The organism is Seonamhaeicola aphaedonensis (genome assembly GCF_003386195.1).
Classification (GTDB): Bacteria; Bacteroidota; Bacteroidia; order Flavobacteriales; family Flavobacteriaceae; genus Seonamhaeicola; species Seonamhaeicola aphaedonensis.
In genome coordinates this window covers 102,575-120,859 of sequence record NZ_QRDX01000007.1, presented here as the reverse complement: position 1 = coordinate 120,859, position 18,285 = coordinate 102,575, and the positions used below count along the sequence as shown (strand labels likewise).

Here is an 18,285-nt window from a genome sequence, read left to right as displayed (position 1 = left end):
ATATTATAATATTTATTCATTTTTTTACTAAACTGAACCTTAAAACATACGTGTTTCAAATAATGTGTACGGCAATAATATAAATAAATAACTTCTTTGTAAAGCCAACACTATAAGCTATTTTTGATGTTTTCATATACACTAGTTTACCTATTAGTTACACTATGTCTTTAAAGCTTGTTTCAAAAAAAATTTACGCCATTACATTGGTATTTATATGTTTTGTTTTATTGTTATCTTCTTGTAACAATAAAAAACAACAGTATATAGAGGTGGACAAGAACGATGTTTTTGTGTCATCTCATTTAATACCAGATGATCACTTCGTGGGAGATAAAGCTTGTGCTGAATGTCATAAAGAAGAAGTTGAACTGTGGTCTGGATCACATCATGATAAAGCTATGCAAATAGCAACTGAAGAAACTATTCTTGCCAATTTTAACAATGTCACCTATTCAAGTCAGGGCGTAGTTTCTAAATTCTTTCAAAAAGAAGATGGTTATTATGTGAATACCGAGGGGCCTGATGGTAAAAACCATGATTATAAAATTGAATATACCTTTGGGGTAACTCCGTTACAACAATATATAGTAAAATTTCCTAACGGACATTACCAGTGTTTGAGAACCGCTTGGGATACCAAAAAAAATAAATGGTTTGATTTATATCCAGATTTTAAAGTAGTGCATTCAGAATGGTTACATTGGTCTAGAGGTGGGTTAAATTGGAACAATATGTGTGCCGACTGTCACTCAACCAATGTTAGAAAGAATTACAATCAAACAGACCATAGCTATGATACTAAATATGCTATAATTAATGTGAATTGTGAAGCATGTCACGGTCCTGGAAAAAAGCATGTGGAAGAAGTTCAAAAATTAGATGATAATTACAAATCTACCAAAGGAATGTGGATGACCAGTAATACGGCACCCAAAGACTTAGTAGATCAGTGTGCTAGGTGTCATATGAGACGCGAACAATATTCTGAGTGCTTTAATTTTGAAGGTACTATGATGGATCATTATTTTCCGCAAGTGCTTACCAATAATTTGTACTATCCAGATGGGCAAATTTTAGATGAGGTTTATGTGTATGGGTCTTTTCTTCAAAGTAAAATGTATCAAAACAATGTGACTTGTACTAACTGTCATGAACCTCATTCACTTAAACTCAGGTTTGAGGGAAATACCTTGTGTTTGCAGTGCCATGAGCAACCAAAATACGATGTAGTCTCGCATCATTTTCACAAGGCAGGTTCGGATGGCGCACAATGTATCAATTGCCATATGGATGGTAAAGTTTATATGGGTAATGATTACAGGCGCGATCATAGTTTTAGAATTCCTAGACCCGATCAAAGTATAAAGTACGGAACCCCCAATGCTTGTATTAGATGTCATAGCGATAAATCTAATGAATGGGCTTGGGAACATTTTAAAAAGAACTATGGTGAACCAGATTATACACATTTTTCAGATCTATTAGCACCAGGCTTTACTGGTGAAGCCAATGGTTATCATGGTTTGTTTACTATGGCAAAAGATACCCTTTACCCAGAAATAGCCAGAGCATCTGCTATAAATAGCATGACGAATTATTTAAATCAGGAAGTGGTTGATAAAATGCTACAATTTTTAAATGATGAATCGCCCATTGTAAGAGGGGCTACTATTGATGTTTTAAGTGAAATACCTAGTCAAGACTATGTTAATAACTTCCTACCTTTATTAAAGGACCCAAAACGCACGGTCAGGGTTAAGGCATTTTTTGCCGTAGCTTCACTAGATGAACTGCAAATTCCAGAGGAATACAATGAGGCTTATAAAAAGGTAAAAAAAGAATTTGAGGTGCATTTAAGTATAACCTCTGATTTTGCTGGCGGACGTGCCAAACGTGGTAGTTATTATTTAAAGAAAGGTGATCTGTACAACGCTATAAAATCGTTCGAAAGCGCCTTAGAGATTGATAACCGAAACAACATTATTAGAACTAATTTGGCTAATTTGTATTACCGAAATAGTCAGTTTAAAGAAGCTGAAGAAGCATTTAAAACCATTATAAGTCAAGAACCAGAATTTGGACAAACCTATTATTCGTATGCTTTATTGTTGGGAGAGCAGAATAGAACGGAGGAAGCTATTGAGCAAATGCAGTTAGCTATTAAATACATGCCAGAAAATACTAGGTTTTATTACAACTTAAGCCTTTTGTATGACAAACTCAATAATTTTAAAGAAGCTGAAAACGTGCTGGTTAAAGGTTTAAAACTAGCACCCCAAAATGGTGATTTATTATATGTGTTGGCTTATTTGTATCAAAAACAAGGGCAGCTAGCCAAGGCTAAAAACATAGCGCAACAGTTAGTACAATTGTATCCAAATAACCAACAGTATGTAGGGATGTATAACCAGTTAAGGCAGGTGCAGTAGGTTTAGTTTCGATATAGAAAAGGCTTATGTTTTAACAAAAAAACAATTCGCCTTTTATGTTAACTCACTGAATTTCAATGATTAAAAAAAGATGTAAAATTTTTTCAAATATTTTTTTTATTCAACTTTTTGTATTTCATTTGCAGCACTCTTAGCTGAACAATTGAACACTGTTTTTACGTTCGGGCTTTTGAAAATTAGGAAGTCATATTCAAAAGCAGCTTACAGATTAAGTAACCGAATTTTAAAGCTAACTTCCGTATCTCCAATTTATGCTGTACAGCAGCCTTATGCGTTTGTGCCTACCACAAACAAAGAATTTCGTATTTGATAAAAATAAATTTTTATTAACTTAACCATTGGTTAACATTTTAATTTAATTTTTAACAACAATACATTATACATTGAACACAAAATATATTGATTTAATCAATCAAACCTTTGATTTTCCTCAGGAAGAATTTAAAGTTGACAAAGGAGAATTGCAATTTCACGGTATTGATTTAATGCAATTAACAAAACAGTACGGAGCACCATTAAAATTTACCTATTTGCCGCAAATTTCAAATAATATTAATAGGGCAAAAGGTTGGTTTGATAAGGCTATAAAAAAGCATAATTATGAGGGCAATTACAATTATTGTTATTGTACCAAAAGTTCACATTTTAAACATGTTTTAGATGAAGCTTTAAAAAATAATATTCATATCGAAACCTCGTCGGCTTTTGATATTGATATTATAGAAAGTTTAAAAGAAGAAGGTAAAATTACCGACGATACCTATGTTATTAGCAATGGGTTTAAACGTGCGCAATATATTACCAACATTGCTAGGTTAATTAATAACGGTCATAAAAACGCCATTCCTATTATTGATAACTACGAGGAAATAGATTTACTGTCTAAAGAAATAAAGGGTAAGTTTAATGTAGGGATTAGAATAGCTTCTGAAGAAGAACCAAAATTTGAGTTTTATACTTCTCGCTTGGGAATTGGCTATAAAAATATCGTACCTTTTTACAAAAGCCAGATAGCTAATAACGAAAAAGTAGAGCTTAAAATGTTACACTTTTTCATTAATACAGGTATTAGAGATAACGCCTACTATTGGAATGAGCTTTTAAAGTGTTTGAAGGTGTACATTAGTTTAAAAAAGATATGTCCGTCATTGAATAGCTTAAATATTGGTGGTGGTTTTCCTATTAAAAACTCATTAGTTTTTGAGTTTGATTATGAATATATGGTTGATGAGATTGTGAATCAAATTCAATTAGCATGTGACGAGGAAGATGTTGAGGTTCCCAATATTTTTACTGAATTTGGAAGCTTTACCGTTGGTGAAAGTGGTGGTGCTGTTTATGAAGTGTTGTATCAAAAACAACAAAACGATCGTGAAAAATGGAACATGATAAACTCATCGTTTATAACCACATTACCAGATACTTGGGCTATAAATAAACGTTTTATCTTATTACCATTAAACCGATGGCAAGATAATTACGAGCGGGTTTTGTTAGGCGGGTTAACGTGTGATAGTGATGATTATTATAACAGCGAGCAGCATATGAACGCTATTTATCTACCAAAGTACAACAAGGAAAAACCTTTGTATTTAGGTTTTTTTAATACAGGAGCTTATCAAGAAACTATTGGTGGTTTTGGCGGATTACAACATTGCTTAATACCATCGCCTAAACACATTCTAATTGATAGGAATGCTAACGGATCTATAGTTACAAGAGTATTTAGCGAACAACAAAAAAGTGAAGATTTGCTTAATATTCTAGGTTACGTTAAACCAGAAAAACAGCAAGAACCAAAAAAAGAAGTATCAGAAATTTATTTTAAATAAAAAATGACAACTACAACTTATGCGAGAATTCCAGAGGAATACGCAAAATTAGATAAATCAAAAATTGTATTAATTCCTGTGCCTTATGATGGTACAAGTACTTTGCAAAAAGGAGCAGGTAAAGGTCCTGAGGCTTTTTTACAGGCTTCAGAAAACATGGAGCTTTATGATATAGAAACCGATACAGAGGTCTATAAACAAGGTGTATTTTTAGCAGATACTATTACAGAAAAAAGTTCACCTGAAGCTATGGTAGAAGCGGTTCACGATATAACAAAAAAGTATATTAAAAAAAACAAATTTGTAACCGTGTTTGGTGGTGAGCATTCTGTCTCTATTGGCACAATTCGAGCATTTAACGAGATGTTTCCAAGCTTAACAGTCCTGCAAATAGATGCCCATGCCAATTTGTTTAAATCTTATCAAGGTAGTAGTTGTAATCAAGCATGCGCAGTTTATGAGGCAAGCCAAAATACAAACCTTATTCAGGTGGGGCTTCGCTCAATGGATGTAAGTGAAACCACTGTGATGGATTTTGATAAAACCTATTTTGCTCATGATATGGCAACTGATGATTCTTGGATGGAATCTGCTATAGATCAAATGACGCACAATGTTTTTATTACTTTCGATTTAGATGCTCTAGATCCGTCTATATTACCAAGTACAGGTAAGCCAGAACCTGGGGGTTTATTGTGGTATGAAACATTAGACTTTTTAAAGCAAGTATTTGAAGAAAAAAATGTGGTAGGGTTTGATATTGTTGGGCTTTACCCCAACTCAAAAGAAAAATCATCAGATTTTCTTGCAGCCAAATTGTTTTACAAAATGTTGAGCTATAAATTTTTAGACAGTAATGAGGGCGACGATTTTGATAACTCATACCAAGAAAACTACAGTAAAAAAGGATTTTCAAAATTTGTAGAATAAGATGAATACTAAAGGACCAATTTCAAAATTTATAGAAACTCATTATTTGCATTTCAATGCGGCTGCATTGGTTGATGCTGCAAAAGGGTATGAGGCTCAATTACAAAATGGAGCTAAAATGCTCGTGTCTCTAGCTGGAGCTATGAGTACTGCCGAACTAGGAAAGAGTTTTGCAGAAATGATTCGTAAGGATAAAGTACAGATAATTTCATGTACAGGAGCCAACCTTGAAGAAGATATTATGAACTTGGTGGCGCACTCACATTATAAACGGGTACCCAATTATCGAGATTTAACACCAAAAGATGAGTGGGACTTATTGGAAAAAGGGCTTAACAGGGTTACAGATACTTGTATTCCAGAAGAAGAAGCCTTCAGAAAACTACAAGCACACATTTTTGATATTTGGAAAGAAGCAGAAAGTAAAGGAGAACGCTATTTGCCACATGAGTATATGTATAAAATGTTGTTGTCTGGTGTTTTAGAGCAATACTACGAAATTGATGTAAAAGATTCTTGGATGTATGCTGCTGCTGAAAAAAACATACCAATCGTTTGCCCGGGGTGGGAAGATAGTACCATGGGTAATATTTTTGCAAGCTATGTTTTAAAAGGTGAATTACATGCTAGTACCATGAAATCTGGGATTGAGTATATGACCTTTTTGGCAGATTGGTATACAAACAATTCTGCAAAGGGTATCGGATTCTTTCAAATTGGAGGAGGTATAGCGGGAGATTTTCCTATATGTGTGGTGCCTATGTTGTATCAAGACATGGAACGCACAGACACACCTTTTTGGAGCTATTTTTGTCAAATAAGTGATTCTACCACAAGTTATGGGTCTTACTCTGGTGCAGTGCCAAATGAAAAAATTACATGGGGAAAATTAGATATAGACACACCAAAATTTATCATAGAAAGTGATGCCACCATCGTAGCACCTTTAATTTTTGCTTATCTTTTAGGTTGGTAAATATGAACGTAGAAGGTATAGAAAATATTGAGCTAAAATTTCTAACAGTTGATGACTTTGAAGAATTAAAAGTTGCCACCTTAGAGGCTTATGGTGGTGTGCTGGACTCCTATTGGAAAAGACATCATATTGAACGTTTAACTACTCTATTTCCAGAAGGACAGGTTGTTATTAAAATTGATGGTCAGTTAGCAGGATGTGCGTTATCATTAATTGTAGATTATGATTCTATTGATGATAATCATACCTATGCCGATATTATAGCAGGCGACTCTTTTAAAAATCACAACCCTAATGGCGATGTACTTTATGGTATTGATGTATTTATAAAACCAGAATATAGAGGATTACGGCTGGGACGTAGGTTATATGATTACCGAAAAGAGGTTTGTGAAAACCTGAATCTTAAAGGCATTGTGTTTGGAGGTAGAATGCCAAATTATCATAAGCATAAAGATTTATCGCCCAAAGCATATATTGAAAAGGTAAAACGTAAAGAAATCAATGACCCTGTTTTAAACTTTCAAATTTCTAATGATTTTCATCCTGTTAGGATATTAAAAGGGTATTTAGAAGGTGATTCTGCTTCTCATGAATATGCAGTATTAATGGAGTGGGATAACATTTATTATACCAAGCCAACTAAAAAGGTTAGCACCACAAAAACGGTGGTTCGTTTAGGACTTATCCAATGGCAAATGCGCAGTTACAAAAATTTTGATGCACTAATGCAACAGGTTGAATATTTTATTGATAGTGTATCAGCTTACAGGAGCGATTTTGCTTTATTGCCAGAGTTTTTCAATGCACCTTTAATGGCAGAATTCAATCATTTGCATGAACCAGAAGCTATTAGAGAATTAGCTAAATTTACTAATAGAATAGTTGAAAAGTTAAAGGAGCTATCCATAAGTTATAACATTAACATTATTTCTGGTAGTATGCCAGAGGTTGTAAATGATAAGCTATATAATGTGGGTTATTTATGCAAGCGAGACGGTAACGTTGAACGCTATGAAAAAATACATGTTACGCCTGATGAATCTAAAGTATGGGGTATGCAAAGGGGTAATAAGTTAAAAACTTTTGATACCGATTGTGGTAAAGTGGGCGTTTTGATTTGTTATGATTCTGAGTTTCCAGAATTGTCCAGATTGTTGGCAGATGAAGGTATGGATATTCTTTTTGTTCCGTTTTTAACCGATACTCAAAATGGCTATTCTAGAGTGCGTTTATGTGCTCAAGCCAGAGCTATAGAAAACGAATGTTATGTAGCTATAGCTGGTAGTGTTGGAAATTTACCAAACGTTAATAATATGGATATTCAATACGCACAATCTGCTGTTTTTACACCATGTGATTTCTCTTTTCCTAGCAATGGGATAAAAGCAGAAGCTACACCAAATACAGAAATGATTTTAGTGGCTGATGTAGATATCAGTTTGTTAAGAGAGCTTCATTATTTTGGAGCTGTAAAAAATTTAAAGGACAGGCGAAAAGATTTTTATGATGTCATTAGAAAGGATAGTCATAAATAGTATATTTATAAAATAAAACAACCCTTATCATAAAACCAACCCTATGAAAAATAGAAACGATAATTTAAAGCGTGTCATTGTAGATTTTAAAAAGTTAACTCCAGAGATATTAGCCTTATTAGTAGAAAAATATCCAGATGGTTATGATGATGATCAAATAATATCCTTTAGAAATCAACATAATGAGGTTATTGAAGCAGTTGAAGTCATAACAGCGGACACCAAATATTTGGTAAAAGTAGGCGTCAAACTTGTTAAGGCTATGGAAGATTTTTCAGATGATGACTTAGATTCTGATGATGATAATGACTCCAATGATGACTCTAACGTTGAGGATATAGAACTCTTAGACGGAGAAGAAGATATAGAATAATAAAGCATCTCTTATGAATGCAAAATTTCACTTAGCACTACCTTGTAAAGATATAAGCGAAACAAGGAAATTTTATACAGAAGTTTTGGGGATGCCTTTAGGTAGGCATACAGAAACATGGCTTGATGTGAATCTTTATGGAAATCAGATTACTTTTACAAAATCGGGTGATTTCAACTTTAACTTTAAAGACTACAGGTTAGGAGATCATGTATTGCCTTCCTTTCATTTTGGTGTAATAGTAGATACTGATTATTGGGGAGAACTTTATACAAAACTTTTTCAGGATAGTAATTTAGAGGTTACCACAGAGGTGTCTTTTATGGAGCATAAAATAGGCGAGCACTTGTCCTTTTTTGTAAAGGACCCTAATGGTTATATGATTGAGTTTAAAAGTTTTAAAAGTGCCAGAGAAATTTTTGCATCCTAAAAAAAGGTTTAGAATAAATTTCTAAACCTTTTTTATTGAATGTGCACACGAGAGGATTCGAACCTCCACATCCTTAAGGACACTGCCCCCTCAAGGCAGCGCGTCTACCAATTCCGCCACGTGTGCAATTTATATTGCAACCTGTTGTGACCGCAAATATAAAAATTAGTCTTCTAATCAAGTGAATTTAGATTGACTAAATATTATTAGATTCATTTTAAATAAAAAAACCTTACTATTTATGTTAGTAAGGTTTATTAATAATCTTAATAAGTGACCAGGCTGGGGCTCGAACCCAGGACCCTAACATTAAAAGTGTTATGCTCTACCAGCTGAGCTACCTAGTCTTAAGTAAAACAAAGGTTGTTCCTTGTTTGCGGGTGCAAATATATAATGTTTAATTAATAAAACAATACTTTTTTTGAATAAATTTTTGTTTTTTTGCCACGCTAAATCGTATGTTTTTAATAATCAAATTATAGCGTAAAAATGGTAGTTGTTTTAATTGGATATATGGGTTCTGGTAAGTCTTCAATAGGTAGAAGGTTGTCTAAGAAATTAGATTTTGATTTAATAGATTTAGATGATTTTATTGAAGAAAAAGAAAACGCTAGTGTGAAAGAAATCTTTGAGTCAAAAGGCGAAATTTATTTTAGAAAGAAAGAAACAGAATATTTAAAACAACTTCTTGAAACAGACAAAAACCTCATTTTGTCTTTGGGTGGGGGTACACCTTGTTTTGGAAATAATATGGACATTATTTTAAGTAATAAGTATGCTAAAAGTATTTATTTAAAATCTTCAATACCAAAACTTGCAAAAAAACTAATTAAAAAGAAAGCAAAACGTCCTTTAATAGCTCATATTCAAACCGAAGACGCTTTGGCAGAATTTATTGGTAAGCATATATTTGAGCGAATGCCTTTTTACAATAGAGCAGAATATGTTGTAAATACGGACGATAAGTCTAAAGACAAAATTACTAAAGAGGTTATGAAGCTACTCTAAAACAGCTTCAAATACTTTTCCCTCTAAAACCACATTGACGTGTTCATGCAAGGAGGTAGATAAAGAAATACCTTTAAAATCTGCCTTTACAGGATATTTTTTATGATTTCTGTTAACCAAAACAGCTGTTTTAAATTGTTTTAAAGGTACATTTAAAAAATGTTTAACCCCATAAATAAGGGTGGTTCCAGAGTTTAAAACATCATCAACCAATACTAAGGATTTGTTCTTGTATTCTGATTCTGATATTGAAGTTTTTATTTCAGACTGCGGATTTTTTTTATCAATACTCACTTTACATAAAATGGGTTCAATATCCGATATTTTTTGAAGTGCTGTTTTTAATTTTTTTGCAAACACGTAACCATTTTTATCAATACCAGCTAAAATAACTTCTTCTTCATTTACATTGCTCTCATATATTTGAAAAGCAATGCGTCTTATTTTATGGTTGATTTCGGTATGATTTAAAATCACATTATTTTTTACGGTCATATGCTTTTTTTCAAAAATTAAAGTATAAAAGTACAGGATTTTTTTCATTTATAGATTCACTATAAATCAAATAAAAAATTTCTGTAAACTAACTATGTTGTTTAATATGTTCAAATAAATTACACAAAACTTTGATAGGCAAAATGTTGTCTTTATCAAAAAGGATTATTCATTTTCATCGGTAAAACTATCAATATCGCGCCTATCTTTTTTTGTGGGTCTGCCTATGCCTTTTTTTCGGTAGTAGTCCTTAGAGTATCTTAAAAGTTCTTGAGCTTCAAATTGTTCTTTAGGAGTGGTGTCTGTTCTATAAATATCAACCAACTTAGCGCCAACTCTACTATCTGGGATGTCATTAACAGTTAATCTATAATTAATTTGATTTTTTCTTAACTCAATAACATCTTGTGGAAAAATTTCCCTACCAGGCTTTACCGTATCTTGATTTACTTTTACCTGTCCTTTTTTGCAAGCAGTAGTAGCCAATGATCTGGTTTTATAATACCTAACGCACCATAAATACTTATCAATACGCATATAATTATTTGTAAAACTACGTTAATGTTATTGTACAAGATGGCTTTAAAATTGTATCTTGCGCCTCAAAAATAAACATTATTAGGAATTTAAACCAGAATTGAAGTTATCAGTTTATAGAGTTAGATGGTGTTTTAATTTAAGTCGAAAAAATATTAAAATGAAATTAGAAAAAATAGGTCTATTTGCATTATGTATGGTGTTTTGTTTTTTATCATGCAATAAAAATGATGAAGCTAGTGACGATGTGATTGTTGTTGAAATTAGAGATAGATATGAACAACAAATAATAGATAACGATTCTTTGGTAGAGTTTTTAGAAACCCATTATTATAATAAAAGTGCTTTTGAAGGAAATAGCAACCCGAAAATTACTGATTTACAGATTCTAAGTACGCAAGGGCTTAGCATTTCAGAAAACGCCGATTCTTTATTGATTAATGCTGTAGGAACCTCTAAAAAAACTGTTTTTGCAGATGCTAATTATGAGTATTACATACTTAACCTAAACAATGGAGGAGGAGCTGAGTCACCAACTTTTGCTGATAATGTATTGGCAACCTATGAGGGGTATACTTTAGATGCAGATTTGAATAATTTAGACGATGCATTTGATAGTAAGGTAAATCCTGATACTTATTTTGATTTAACAACGTTAATTCCTGGCTGGAGAAGAGTTTTTCCACAGTTTAATGTGGCTGCAGGTTATGTTGATAATGGTGATGGAACAATTAGTTTTAGTAATCCTGGAATTGGTGTTATGTTTTTACCTTCTGGTTTAGGGTATTATCAGAATGCCCAATCACTTATACCAGCTTATTCACCACTAATCTTTAAGTTTGAATTAATAGCTACCACCGAAAATGACCATGATAATGATGGTATTCCTTCCCATAAAGAAGACTTAAATGACGATGGTGATTTTAATATTAATTCAGCTATTGGTGTTATTGATGGTGATGATACTGATGAGGACGGTATTCCAAATTATTTTGACCCTGATGATGACGGAGACGGTATTCCAACAGCCAATGAAGATATTGATGGTGATGGAGATCCTACCAATGATATTGGTAAAAATGGCATAGCTAAATATCTAGATCCCGAGGAAACAGAATCTAACTAATTGTATCATACGAAAAAACACTTCTTTAGAAGTGTTTTTTCGTTAGGTTTAAATCATCTTAAAATCCAGCATTAATGTTCCCTCAATTGAAGCTTGTAAATGGTCACCTTTATTAATTAAACCAATACCATCAGCAGGAGTTCCAGTAAAGATTAAATCTCCCGGATTTAGGGTCATGAATTTAGATACGTAAGCTATGATTTCAGAAAAATTGTAAATCATAAATGCTGTATTTCCAACTTGAATCTGCTCACCATTTATCTTCAGGTCAAAATTTATATTTTCTAAATCTGGAAACTCAGAAATTGGCTTGAAATTAGAAATAGGAGATGCTCCATCAAAACTCTTGCTCAAGGCCCATGGAAACTTTTTTTCTCTACTATTATTAAGTAAATCTTTAGCCGTATAATCAATACCTACGGCAAAATCACTTATGTATGAAGATGCTTCGGCCTCAGAAATATTTTTACCTACTTTCCCAATTTTAGCAACAAGTTCTACCTCGTAAACAATTTCATTCGAAATATGAGACGGATATGCTACATCTCTGTTTCCTGTAACCAATGTACTATCTGCTTTTAAAAAAATGAGTTGGTCACCGTTTTTTAGATTGGCTATTTCACTTTTATCAGTTACATAATTCTTTCCAATTCCAATTATTTTCATTGTATTTCTTTTTAAACTTTAGTTAATTTGAAGCCGTAAAAATAATGAATTGACAAATAGATTATAGCAGAAATTATCAATTAAAACCATTTTTAGTTTGGCATTTCATTCTCACAAAGAAAGTCGTCGGGCTTTCGCTAGTTGTTTTAAAAGAGCTCCAATAGGCGCTCAATCTCTAATGCAGAAATACCATATCTAATTAAAAAAGAAAATTCACAAGAGAAAGTTTAATGATACATATTATAAACAGTATCAAATCAATGTGCTTAATGTTGAATATCTATAGTGTTTTCTATCTTTTTTAAGATTACAAAAGTTAGGAAAGAAAGTACTCCAAAAGCAGAAAATCCTATAAAAAGAGGTAGTACAGAATCAGTTATAAAACCACCAATATAGTTTGCAATTGGCACCGCCATAACGGTAGAAACAAACCCATTAATTGCAGCTCCAATACCAGCTATATGCCCAAGCGGTTGCATGGCTAAAGCTCTTAAATTTCCAAAAAGAAATCCTACTGCAAAAAATTGTATAGCAAAAAAGCCTAACAATACCTTAATATCAGGATTTTGTCCAGACCAAAACATAGCAACATATGCAAGTGATATAAACGCATAAGCTGCTGCAGCTCTGTGAGCAATTTTCCACATGCCATGTTTAACTACAAGTACACTGTTTAGATAAGTAGCTAAACCAACAGAAATGGCTAGACAAGCAAAGATATAAGGAAACAAATCAGCTAAATGGTATTGTTGTTCAAATATTTGTTGAGAGGTACTTAAGTATACCATAAAAGATCCAGTGATAAATCCAGAGACAATTGTGAAAGCCACAGCATCTCTATGTTTTACAAATTCTTTAACACCATCTATGAATAAATGGGAAGTTAATTTAATTCTATGCTCTTTGGCTAAGGTTTCGTCTTGTCGTTTCCAGAACCACAACATAATTAGCAAACCATAAATCAGATTAATGTAGAATATGGAATGCCAACTATAAAAATTTAAAACTAATTGTCCCATAGCGGGTGCAATGACAGGAACTAAAATAAATACCATGACAACAATAGACATAATTTTTGCCATATAGTTTCCACTATAAGAATCTCTAATAATGGCAAGACTCAAGGTTCTTGGAGAAGATAAACCAATACCTTGAAGAACACGTCCAAGAATCATCATTTCAAAACTTTTAGTGGTCAAGCAAATAATACTAGCAACAATAAAAACAAGAAAACCAACATATACTAGAGGCTTTCTTCCAAAACTGTCGGATAACGGACCAAAAATTAATTGACCAAAACCAAGTCCTAAAAAAATCATGGTAATCAGTAATTGATTGTCATTAGGATTTGAGACCCCTAAATCATTTCCAATGTCTGGTAATCCCGGTAATAACGCATCAATAGAAAGCGCTACTAAAGACATTAATGAAGCCATCAATGCCACAAATTCTATTTTAAAAGAGTTTCTGTTTTGCATGGAGCAAAAGTAACCTAATATTCTTTATTTTTGTTGTTATGAATAGTTACAATGATTGTAGATTATTAGGCACATGATTCAGGCAAAAGCACAACCTTTATTGGAGTACATAAACAGATTTGTAACCCTGACTCATGAAGAAGAAACTATTGTATTGTCGAGCGTTAAATACAGAAAATATTTAAAAGGACAATACATTGTACAACAAGGTGATGTTTGTAAATACAGTAGTTTTATTCTTTCTGGATGCACCAAAACTTTTTATGTAGATGATAAAGGGCAGGAACATATCATTATGTTTGCTATTGAAGACTGGTGGACTTCGGATATTGGAAGTTTTATAACGCAATCGTCTGCAGATTATAACGTACAATGCTTAGAAGAAACCGAAACGATTCAGTTTTCATATTACGGGCAAGAAGAACTACTAAAAAAAGTTCCTAAACTTGAACGCTTGTTTAGAATGATGTTAGAGCGTGCTTTTGTAGCTTCCCAAAAAAGAATTGTTAGAAATTTTAGTTTAACTGCTAAAGAGCAATATCTTCATTTTAAGGAACAATATCCCGAAATAGAACAGCGTATACCTCAATATATGATAGCTTCTTATTTAGGTATCACCAAGGAGTTTCTTAGTAAAATTAAAAGCGAGTTGGCTTCAGAATAAAAGTTAATCTAGTTTAACATTATTTCATAAACTACCTTATTTTCTTCTAAGAGATTATTCTAGATATTTGTATTACAATTACTTAAGCAAAATAAACGAGTGTTTACTTGTTTAGAGAGCTTTTCATTAAAATATTTGTAAATAAAAAATATTAAACACATGAAAAACATAATGAAAACATTAGGATTAGCAACAGTATTATTTTTATCGTTTGCTTTCAATACAGTTGAAGACGAAAAAAAAGAAATTAAAGTAGAAAGTAGTAAAGTAATATGGAAAGGTTACAAGGTGACAGGATCTCATCAAGGTACTATAAACTTAAAGTCAGGAGTTTTAACTTTCGAAGATGATAAGCTTGTAGGGGGTGAGTTTGTTATGGATATGACTAGTATCAATACTACTGATTTAGAAGGAAACTGGAAAGACAAATTAGATGGACATTTAAAGTCTGATGATTTTTTTGGTGTTGCTACTTATCCAGAAGCTACTTTAGTTTTTACTAACGTTGAGGTTTCAGGTAAAAATGCTTATAAGGTTGTAGGAGACTTGACTATAAAAGGGAAAACAAATCCTGTAGAATTTACTATCTCTATTTATGGTAGTAAAGCTACGGCTAATTTAAAGATTGATAGAAGTAAGTACGATGTTAGATATGGTTCGTCAAGTTTTTTCGATAACTTACAAGATAAAGTAATTTATGATGAATTCGATTTAATTACAGATTTAGAATTTTAATCCTTCATAACATTTGTATTTTTAAAAGCACCTTTTTTTTTAGGTGCTTTTTCTATTATAGGGGAATATTACCATGCTTACGATTAGGACTCTCCACTTGTTTGCCTTCAAGCATAGAAAATGTTTTAATTAATTTTCTTCTAGTGTTTTTTGGTAAAATTACTTCATCAATAAACCCACGTCTGGCAGCTCTGTATGGGTTTGCAAACTTTTCGGCATATTCTGCTTCTTTTTCAGCAAGCTTTTCTGTAGGATTTTCAGCAGCAGCTATTTCACGCCTAAATATAATTTCACTAGCCCCTTTGGCACCCATTACCGCAATTTCGGCTCCAGGCCATGCATAGTTAAAGTCTGCTCCAATATGCTTTGAATTCATTACATCATAAGCGCCGCCATAAGCTTTTCTGGTTATTACCGTAACTCTTGGTACCGTAGCTTCACTTAATGCATAAAGGAGTTTTGCTCCATGCACTATAATGCCATTCCATTCTTGATCGGTACCTGGTAAAAACCCAGGAACATCTACTAATACTAACAAAGGGATATTAAAACAATCACAGAAACGCGTAAACCTAGCCGCTTTTTTAGAACTCTTAACATCAAGTACCCCCGCTAAAAACATAGGCTGGTTGGCTATAATACCAATACTTCTACCTCCTAAACGGCCAAAACCTACAATTATATTTTCGGCATAATCTTTATGAATTTCATAAAAGGAATCTTCATCAATAATACCTGCAATAACCTCATGCATATCATAGGGTTTGTTGGGGTTTTCAGGAACAATATCTGACAAAACTTCTCGTATTTCGTCATTAGGTTTGAATACTAGCTTTTCAGGAGTTTCTCTATTGTTTTGTGGTATGTAACTTAAGAGTTTTTTGATATCTTCTAAACATTGAATATCATTAGCAGAAATTTTATGAGCCACTCCAGATTTAGAAGCGTGGGTATAGGCTCCACCAAGTTCTTCGCTACTTACTTCCTCATTGGTGACTGTTTTTACCACATTAGGGCCTGTTACAAACATATAGCTAGTATTCTCAACCATAAGGGTAAAATCTGTTATAGCCGGAGAATATACAGCACCACCAGCACAAGGTCCCATAATAGCAGAAATTTGAGGAACAACACCCGATGCTCTAACATTTCTGTAAAAAATATCGGCATACCCACCTAAAGATTTAACACCTTCTTGAATTCTAGCACCTCCGGAGTCATTTAAGCCTACAATTGGTGCGCCTACCTTAACAGCCATATCCATGATTTTACAAATCTTTTCGGCATGGGTTTCAGATAAAGCCCCTCCAAAGACGGTGAAATCTTGCGCATAAACGTAAATTAATCTGCCATTAACAGTTCCGTAGCCCGTTACTACTCCATCTCCAAAATATATTTCTTTGTCCATACCAAAATCGGTCGTTCTGTGAGTTACTAAAACACCAATTTCTTCAAAAGAGCCCTCATCTAATAAATAGTCAATACGCTCTCTGGCAGTTAGTTTTTTTTTAGAGTGTTGTTTGTCTATACGTTCTTGTCCGCCACCCAAGTGAGCTAATGCAATACGTTCATTAAGTTTTTTTATTCTTGAATCCATAAGTGCTTAGTTTGGTATCCTTAAAAGTTTTTGGTCTACTAAATATTGTTTCAAAGCTAATAAAGCGGCAATTTTAGCTTCATTTTCAGTATCCCTTTGAAGTGCTTCAGGCGCATAATATTTCTTTACAAAGTGAGTGTCAAAATTACCAGAACGGAATGCTTCATGTCCGCAAACAAATTTACCAAATGGCAACGTGGTTACAACCCCCTCAATATGATAGTTGTCTATGGCCTTAATCATGAGTTGAATGGCTGCTTCTCTGGTTTTTCCGTAAGTAATTAATTTTGAAAGCATGGGGTCATAATAGATAGGAATATCGATACCTTCTTCAAAACCATTATCAACTCTTATGCCGTCTCCAACAGGGAGTTTGTAAGTACTTAAATTACCAACACTAGGAAGGAAATCGTTCAAAGGGTCTTCTGCATAAACTCTTAATTCTAAGGCATGCCCCAGAATTTTTAAATCGTCTTGTTTAATTTTTAGTGCTTCGCCACGCGCTACATTAATTTGAAGCTCTACCAGGTCTACATTAGTTATTAATTCAGTTACCGGATGTTCAACTTGCAAGCGTGTGTTCATTTCTAGGAAGTAGAAATTATGATCTGCATCTAATAGAAACTCTACCGTTCCTGCACCAATATAATCACAAGATTTAGCAACATTTATTGCTGCTTGCCCCATCTTATCCCTAAGTTGAGGAGATAAAACAGATGAAGGTGCCTCTTCAACTACTTTTTGATGGCGTCGTTGCACAGAACATTCTCGTTCAAAGAAATGGAGATAGTTTCCATGCATATCTGCCATAACTTGTATTTCAATATGCCTTGGTGAGGTGACATATTTTTCAATAAATACAGAACCGTCTCCAAAAGCTGATGTTGCCTCACTAATGGCACGTTTCATCTGACTCTCAACGTCTTTTTCTTTTTCAACAATACGCATACCTTTACCTCCGCCACCAGCTGCAGCTTTTATGAGAATAGGAAAACCAATTCTTTTAGCAATGTCAATGGCCTCTTTTGGGTCAGTAATGGCATGGTCTACTCCAGGCACCATTGGTATATTGTAATCTTTAACGGCTTCCTTGGCGGCCAACTTATCGCCCATCATTTTAATAGCTTTAGACCGTGGTCCGATAAAAATAATATCATTGGCTTCACATAATTCAGCAAAATCAGCATTTTCACTCAAAAATCCGTATCCAGGATGAATACCATCAACATGGAGTTGTTTAGCAACCTCAATAATTTTATCACCTCTTAAGTACGATTGACTCGATGGAGCTTCACCTATACAAACAGCCTCATCAGCAAATTTTACATGAGGTGCATTTCTATCTACTTTAGAATATACAGCAACAGTTTTAATACCCATTTTTTGTGCTGTACTCATAACTCTAATGGCAATTTCTCCTCGGTTTGCAACTAATATTTTTTTCATG

General features: G+C 33.3%; 17 protein-coding genes and 2 tRNA genes. 11 read left to right on the top strand and 8 right to left on the bottom strand.

What is annotated here, in order from left to right; all coding sequences use genetic code 11:
• Window positions 1-164 precede the first annotated feature (164 nt).
• From DFQ02_RS12270 to DFQ02_RS12240, 7 genes are all read left to right on the top strand, one after another.
• Window positions 165-2,432 carry a tetratricopeptide repeat protein gene (locus DFQ02_RS12270; RefSeq protein WP_116524732.1) on the top strand — a complete coding sequence of 756 codons (2,268 nt, stop codon included), beginning with the start codon at window positions 165-167 and terminating at the stop codon, window positions 2,430-2,432.
• A 404-nt stretch (window positions 2,433-2,836) separates the two neighbouring features.
• Entirely contained in the window at window positions 2,837-4,285 is a 1,449-nt protein-coding gene (locus DFQ02_RS12265) for an arginine decarboxylase (RefSeq protein WP_116524731.1), read from the top strand.
• Between the two features lie 3 nt (window positions 4,286-4,288).
• On the top strand, window positions 4,289-5,215 hold the full coding sequence (gene speB, locus DFQ02_RS12260; RefSeq protein ID WP_116524730.1) for an agmatinase: 927 nt from the start codon (window positions 4,289-4,291) through the stop codon (window positions 5,213-5,215).
• Window position 5,216: 1 nt separating this feature from the next.
• Window positions 5,217-6,191, top strand: a complete 975-nt coding sequence (locus tag DFQ02_RS12255) for a deoxyhypusine synthase family protein (RefSeq protein WP_116524729.1) — start codon at window positions 5,217-5,219, stop codon at window positions 6,189-6,191.
• A 2-nt stretch (window positions 6,192-6,193) separates the two neighbouring features.
• Complete coding sequence (locus DFQ02_RS12250) at window positions 6,194-7,729, top strand: carbon-nitrogen hydrolase family protein (RefSeq protein ID WP_116524728.1); 1,536 nt, start codon at window positions 6,194-6,196, stop codon at window positions 7,727-7,729.
• A 43-nt stretch (window positions 7,730-7,772) separates the two neighbouring features.
• Complete coding sequence (locus DFQ02_RS12245; RefSeq protein WP_116524727.1) at window positions 7,773-8,102, top strand: hypothetical protein; 330 nt, start codon at window positions 7,773-7,775, stop codon at window positions 8,100-8,102.
• 13 nt (window positions 8,103-8,115) lie between these two features.
• The gene (locus tag DFQ02_RS12240; protein ID WP_116524726.1) at window positions 8,116-8,532 is read left to right on the top strand and encodes a VOC family protein; all 417 of its coding nucleotides are present in this window, start codon (window positions 8,116-8,118) and stop codon (window positions 8,530-8,532) included.
• A gap of 42 nt (window positions 8,533-8,574) precedes the next feature.
• Here the strand turns inward: DFQ02_RS12240 and DFQ02_RS12235 are convergent.
• Window positions 8,575-8,658, bottom strand: a tRNA-Leu gene (locus DFQ02_RS12235).
• A gap of 148 nt (window positions 8,659-8,806) precedes the next feature.
• Window positions 8,807-8,879 (bottom strand) — tRNA-Lys (locus DFQ02_RS12230).
• Between the two features lie 142 nt (window positions 8,880-9,021).
• Here DFQ02_RS12230 and DFQ02_RS12225 point away from each other — a divergent pair.
• Window positions 9,022-9,540, top strand: a complete 519-nt coding sequence (locus tag DFQ02_RS12225) for a shikimate kinase (RefSeq protein ID WP_116524725.1) — start codon at window positions 9,022-9,024, stop codon at window positions 9,538-9,540.
• Here DFQ02_RS12225 and DFQ02_RS12220 read toward each other — a convergent pair.
• Both DFQ02_RS12220 and DFQ02_RS12215 read right to left on the bottom strand, forming a co-directional pair.
• Window positions 9,532-10,035, bottom strand: a complete 504-nt coding sequence (locus tag DFQ02_RS12220; protein WP_116524838.1) for a phosphoribosyltransferase domain-containing protein — start codon at window positions 10,033-10,035, stop codon at window positions 9,532-9,534. The genes DFQ02_RS12225 and DFQ02_RS12220 overlap by 9 nt on opposite strands.
• Before the next feature lie 165 nt (window positions 10,036-10,200).
• Complete coding sequence (locus DFQ02_RS12215) at window positions 10,201-10,572, bottom strand: RNA-binding S4 domain-containing protein (protein ID WP_116524724.1); 372 nt, start codon at window positions 10,570-10,572, stop codon at window positions 10,201-10,203.
• Window positions 10,573-10,732: 160 nt separating this feature from the next.
• On the opposite strand from DFQ02_RS12215, the gene DFQ02_RS12210 reads away from it, so the two are divergent.
• Window positions 10,733-11,698, top strand: a complete 966-nt coding sequence (locus DFQ02_RS12210; protein WP_116524723.1) for an FKBP-type peptidyl-prolyl cis-trans isomerase — start codon at window positions 10,733-10,735, stop codon at window positions 11,696-11,698.
• Window positions 11,699-11,746: 48 nt separating this feature from the next.
• Here the strand turns inward: DFQ02_RS12210 and DFQ02_RS12205 are convergent, their stop codons facing one another.
• Together DFQ02_RS12205 and DFQ02_RS12200 are read right to left on the bottom strand one after the other, a co-directional pair.
• The gene (locus tag DFQ02_RS12205; RefSeq protein ID WP_116524722.1) at window positions 11,747-12,364 is read right to left on the bottom strand and encodes a fumarylacetoacetate hydrolase family protein; all 618 of its coding nucleotides are present in this window, start codon (window positions 12,362-12,364) and stop codon (window positions 11,747-11,749) included.
• A gap of 266 nt (window positions 12,365-12,630) precedes the next feature.
• Window positions 12,631-13,842 (bottom strand): multidrug effflux MFS transporter, encoded by a 1,212-nt coding sequence (locus DFQ02_RS12200; RefSeq protein WP_245940263.1) that lies wholly within the window; start codon window positions 13,840-13,842, stop codon window positions 12,631-12,633.
• Between the two features lie 73 nt (window positions 13,843-13,915).
• Here DFQ02_RS12200 and DFQ02_RS12195 point away from each other — a divergent pair, with 73 nt between their 5' ends.
• The gene (locus tag DFQ02_RS12195) at window positions 13,916-14,506 is read left to right on the top strand and encodes a Crp/Fnr family transcriptional regulator (protein ID WP_116524721.1); all 591 of its coding nucleotides are present in this window, start codon (window positions 13,916-13,918) and stop codon (window positions 14,504-14,506) included.
• A 159-nt stretch (window positions 14,507-14,665) separates the two neighbouring features.
• Entirely contained in the window at window positions 14,666-15,241 is a 576-nt protein-coding gene (locus DFQ02_RS12190) for a YceI family protein (RefSeq protein ID WP_116524720.1), read from the top strand.
• 55 nt (window positions 15,242-15,296) lie between these two features.
• Here DFQ02_RS12190 and DFQ02_RS12185 read toward each other — a convergent pair whose 3' ends face one another.
• Complete coding sequence (locus DFQ02_RS12185) at window positions 15,297-16,838, bottom strand: acyl-CoA carboxylase subunit beta (RefSeq protein ID WP_116524719.1); 1,542 nt, start codon at window positions 16,836-16,838, stop codon at window positions 15,297-15,299.
• A gap of 6 nt (window positions 16,839-16,844) precedes the next feature.
• Window positions 16,845-18,284 carry an acetyl-CoA carboxylase biotin carboxylase subunit gene (locus DFQ02_RS12180; RefSeq protein ID WP_116524718.1) on the bottom strand — a complete coding sequence of 480 codons (1,440 nt, stop codon included), beginning with the start codon at window positions 18,282-18,284 and terminating at the stop codon, window positions 16,845-16,847.
• Window position 18,285 lies beyond the last annotated feature (1 nt).

Bases quoted from the DNA above. Each gene is read 5' to 3' on its own strand.
- DFQ02_RS12195 (WP_116524721.1), top strand. From the start codon at position 13,916: ATGATTCAGGCAAAAGCACAACCTTTATTGGAGTACATAAACAGATTT.
- DFQ02_RS12205 (WP_116524722.1), bottom strand. From the start codon at position 12,364: ATGAAAATAATTGGAATTGGAAAGAATTATGTAACTGATAAAAGTGAA.
- DFQ02_RS12215 (WP_116524724.1), bottom strand. From the start codon at position 10,572: ATGCGTATTGATAAGTATTTATGGTGCGTTAGGTATTATAAAACCAGA.
- DFQ02_RS12200 (WP_245940263.1), bottom strand. From the start codon at position 13,842: ATGCAAAACAGAAACTCTTTTAAAATAGAATTTGTGGCATTGATGGCT.
- DFQ02_RS12210 (WP_116524723.1), top strand. From the start codon at position 10,733: ATGAAATTAGAAAAAATAGGTCTATTTGCATTATGTATGGTGTTTTGT.
- DFQ02_RS12220 (WP_116524838.1), bottom strand. From the start codon at position 10,035: ATGACCGTAAAAAATAATGTGATTTTAAATCATACCGAAATCAACCAT.
- DFQ02_RS12180 (WP_116524718.1), bottom strand. From the start codon at position 18,284: ATGAAAAAAATATTAGTTGCAAACCGAGGAGAAATTGCCATTAGAGTT.
- speB (WP_116524730.1), top strand. From the start codon at position 4,289: ATGACAACTACAACTTATGCGAGAATTCCAGAGGAATACGCAAAATTA.
- DFQ02_RS12245 (WP_116524727.1), top strand. From the start codon at position 7,773: ATGAAAAATAGAAACGATAATTTAAAGCGTGTCATTGTAGATTTTAAA.
- DFQ02_RS12270 (WP_116524732.1), top strand. From the start codon at position 165: ATGTCTTTAAAGCTTGTTTCAAAAAAAATTTACGCCATTACATTGGTA.
- DFQ02_RS12250 (WP_116524728.1), top strand. From the start codon at position 6,194: ATGAACGTAGAAGGTATAGAAAATATTGAGCTAAAATTTCTAACAGTT.
- DFQ02_RS12185 (WP_116524719.1), bottom strand. From the start codon at position 16,838: ATGGATTCAAGAATAAAAAAACTTAATGAACGTATTGCATTAGCTCAC.
- DFQ02_RS12190 (WP_116524720.1), top strand. From the start codon at position 14,666: ATGAAAAACATAATGAAAACATTAGGATTAGCAACAGTATTATTTTTA.
- DFQ02_RS12255 (WP_116524729.1), top strand. From the start codon at position 5,217: ATGAATACTAAAGGACCAATTTCAAAATTTATAGAAACTCATTATTTG.
- DFQ02_RS12240 (WP_116524726.1), top strand. From the start codon at position 8,116: ATGAATGCAAAATTTCACTTAGCACTACCTTGTAAAGATATAAGCGAA.
- DFQ02_RS12225 (WP_116524725.1), top strand. From the start codon at position 9,022: ATGGTAGTTGTTTTAATTGGATATATGGGTTCTGGTAAGTCTTCAATA.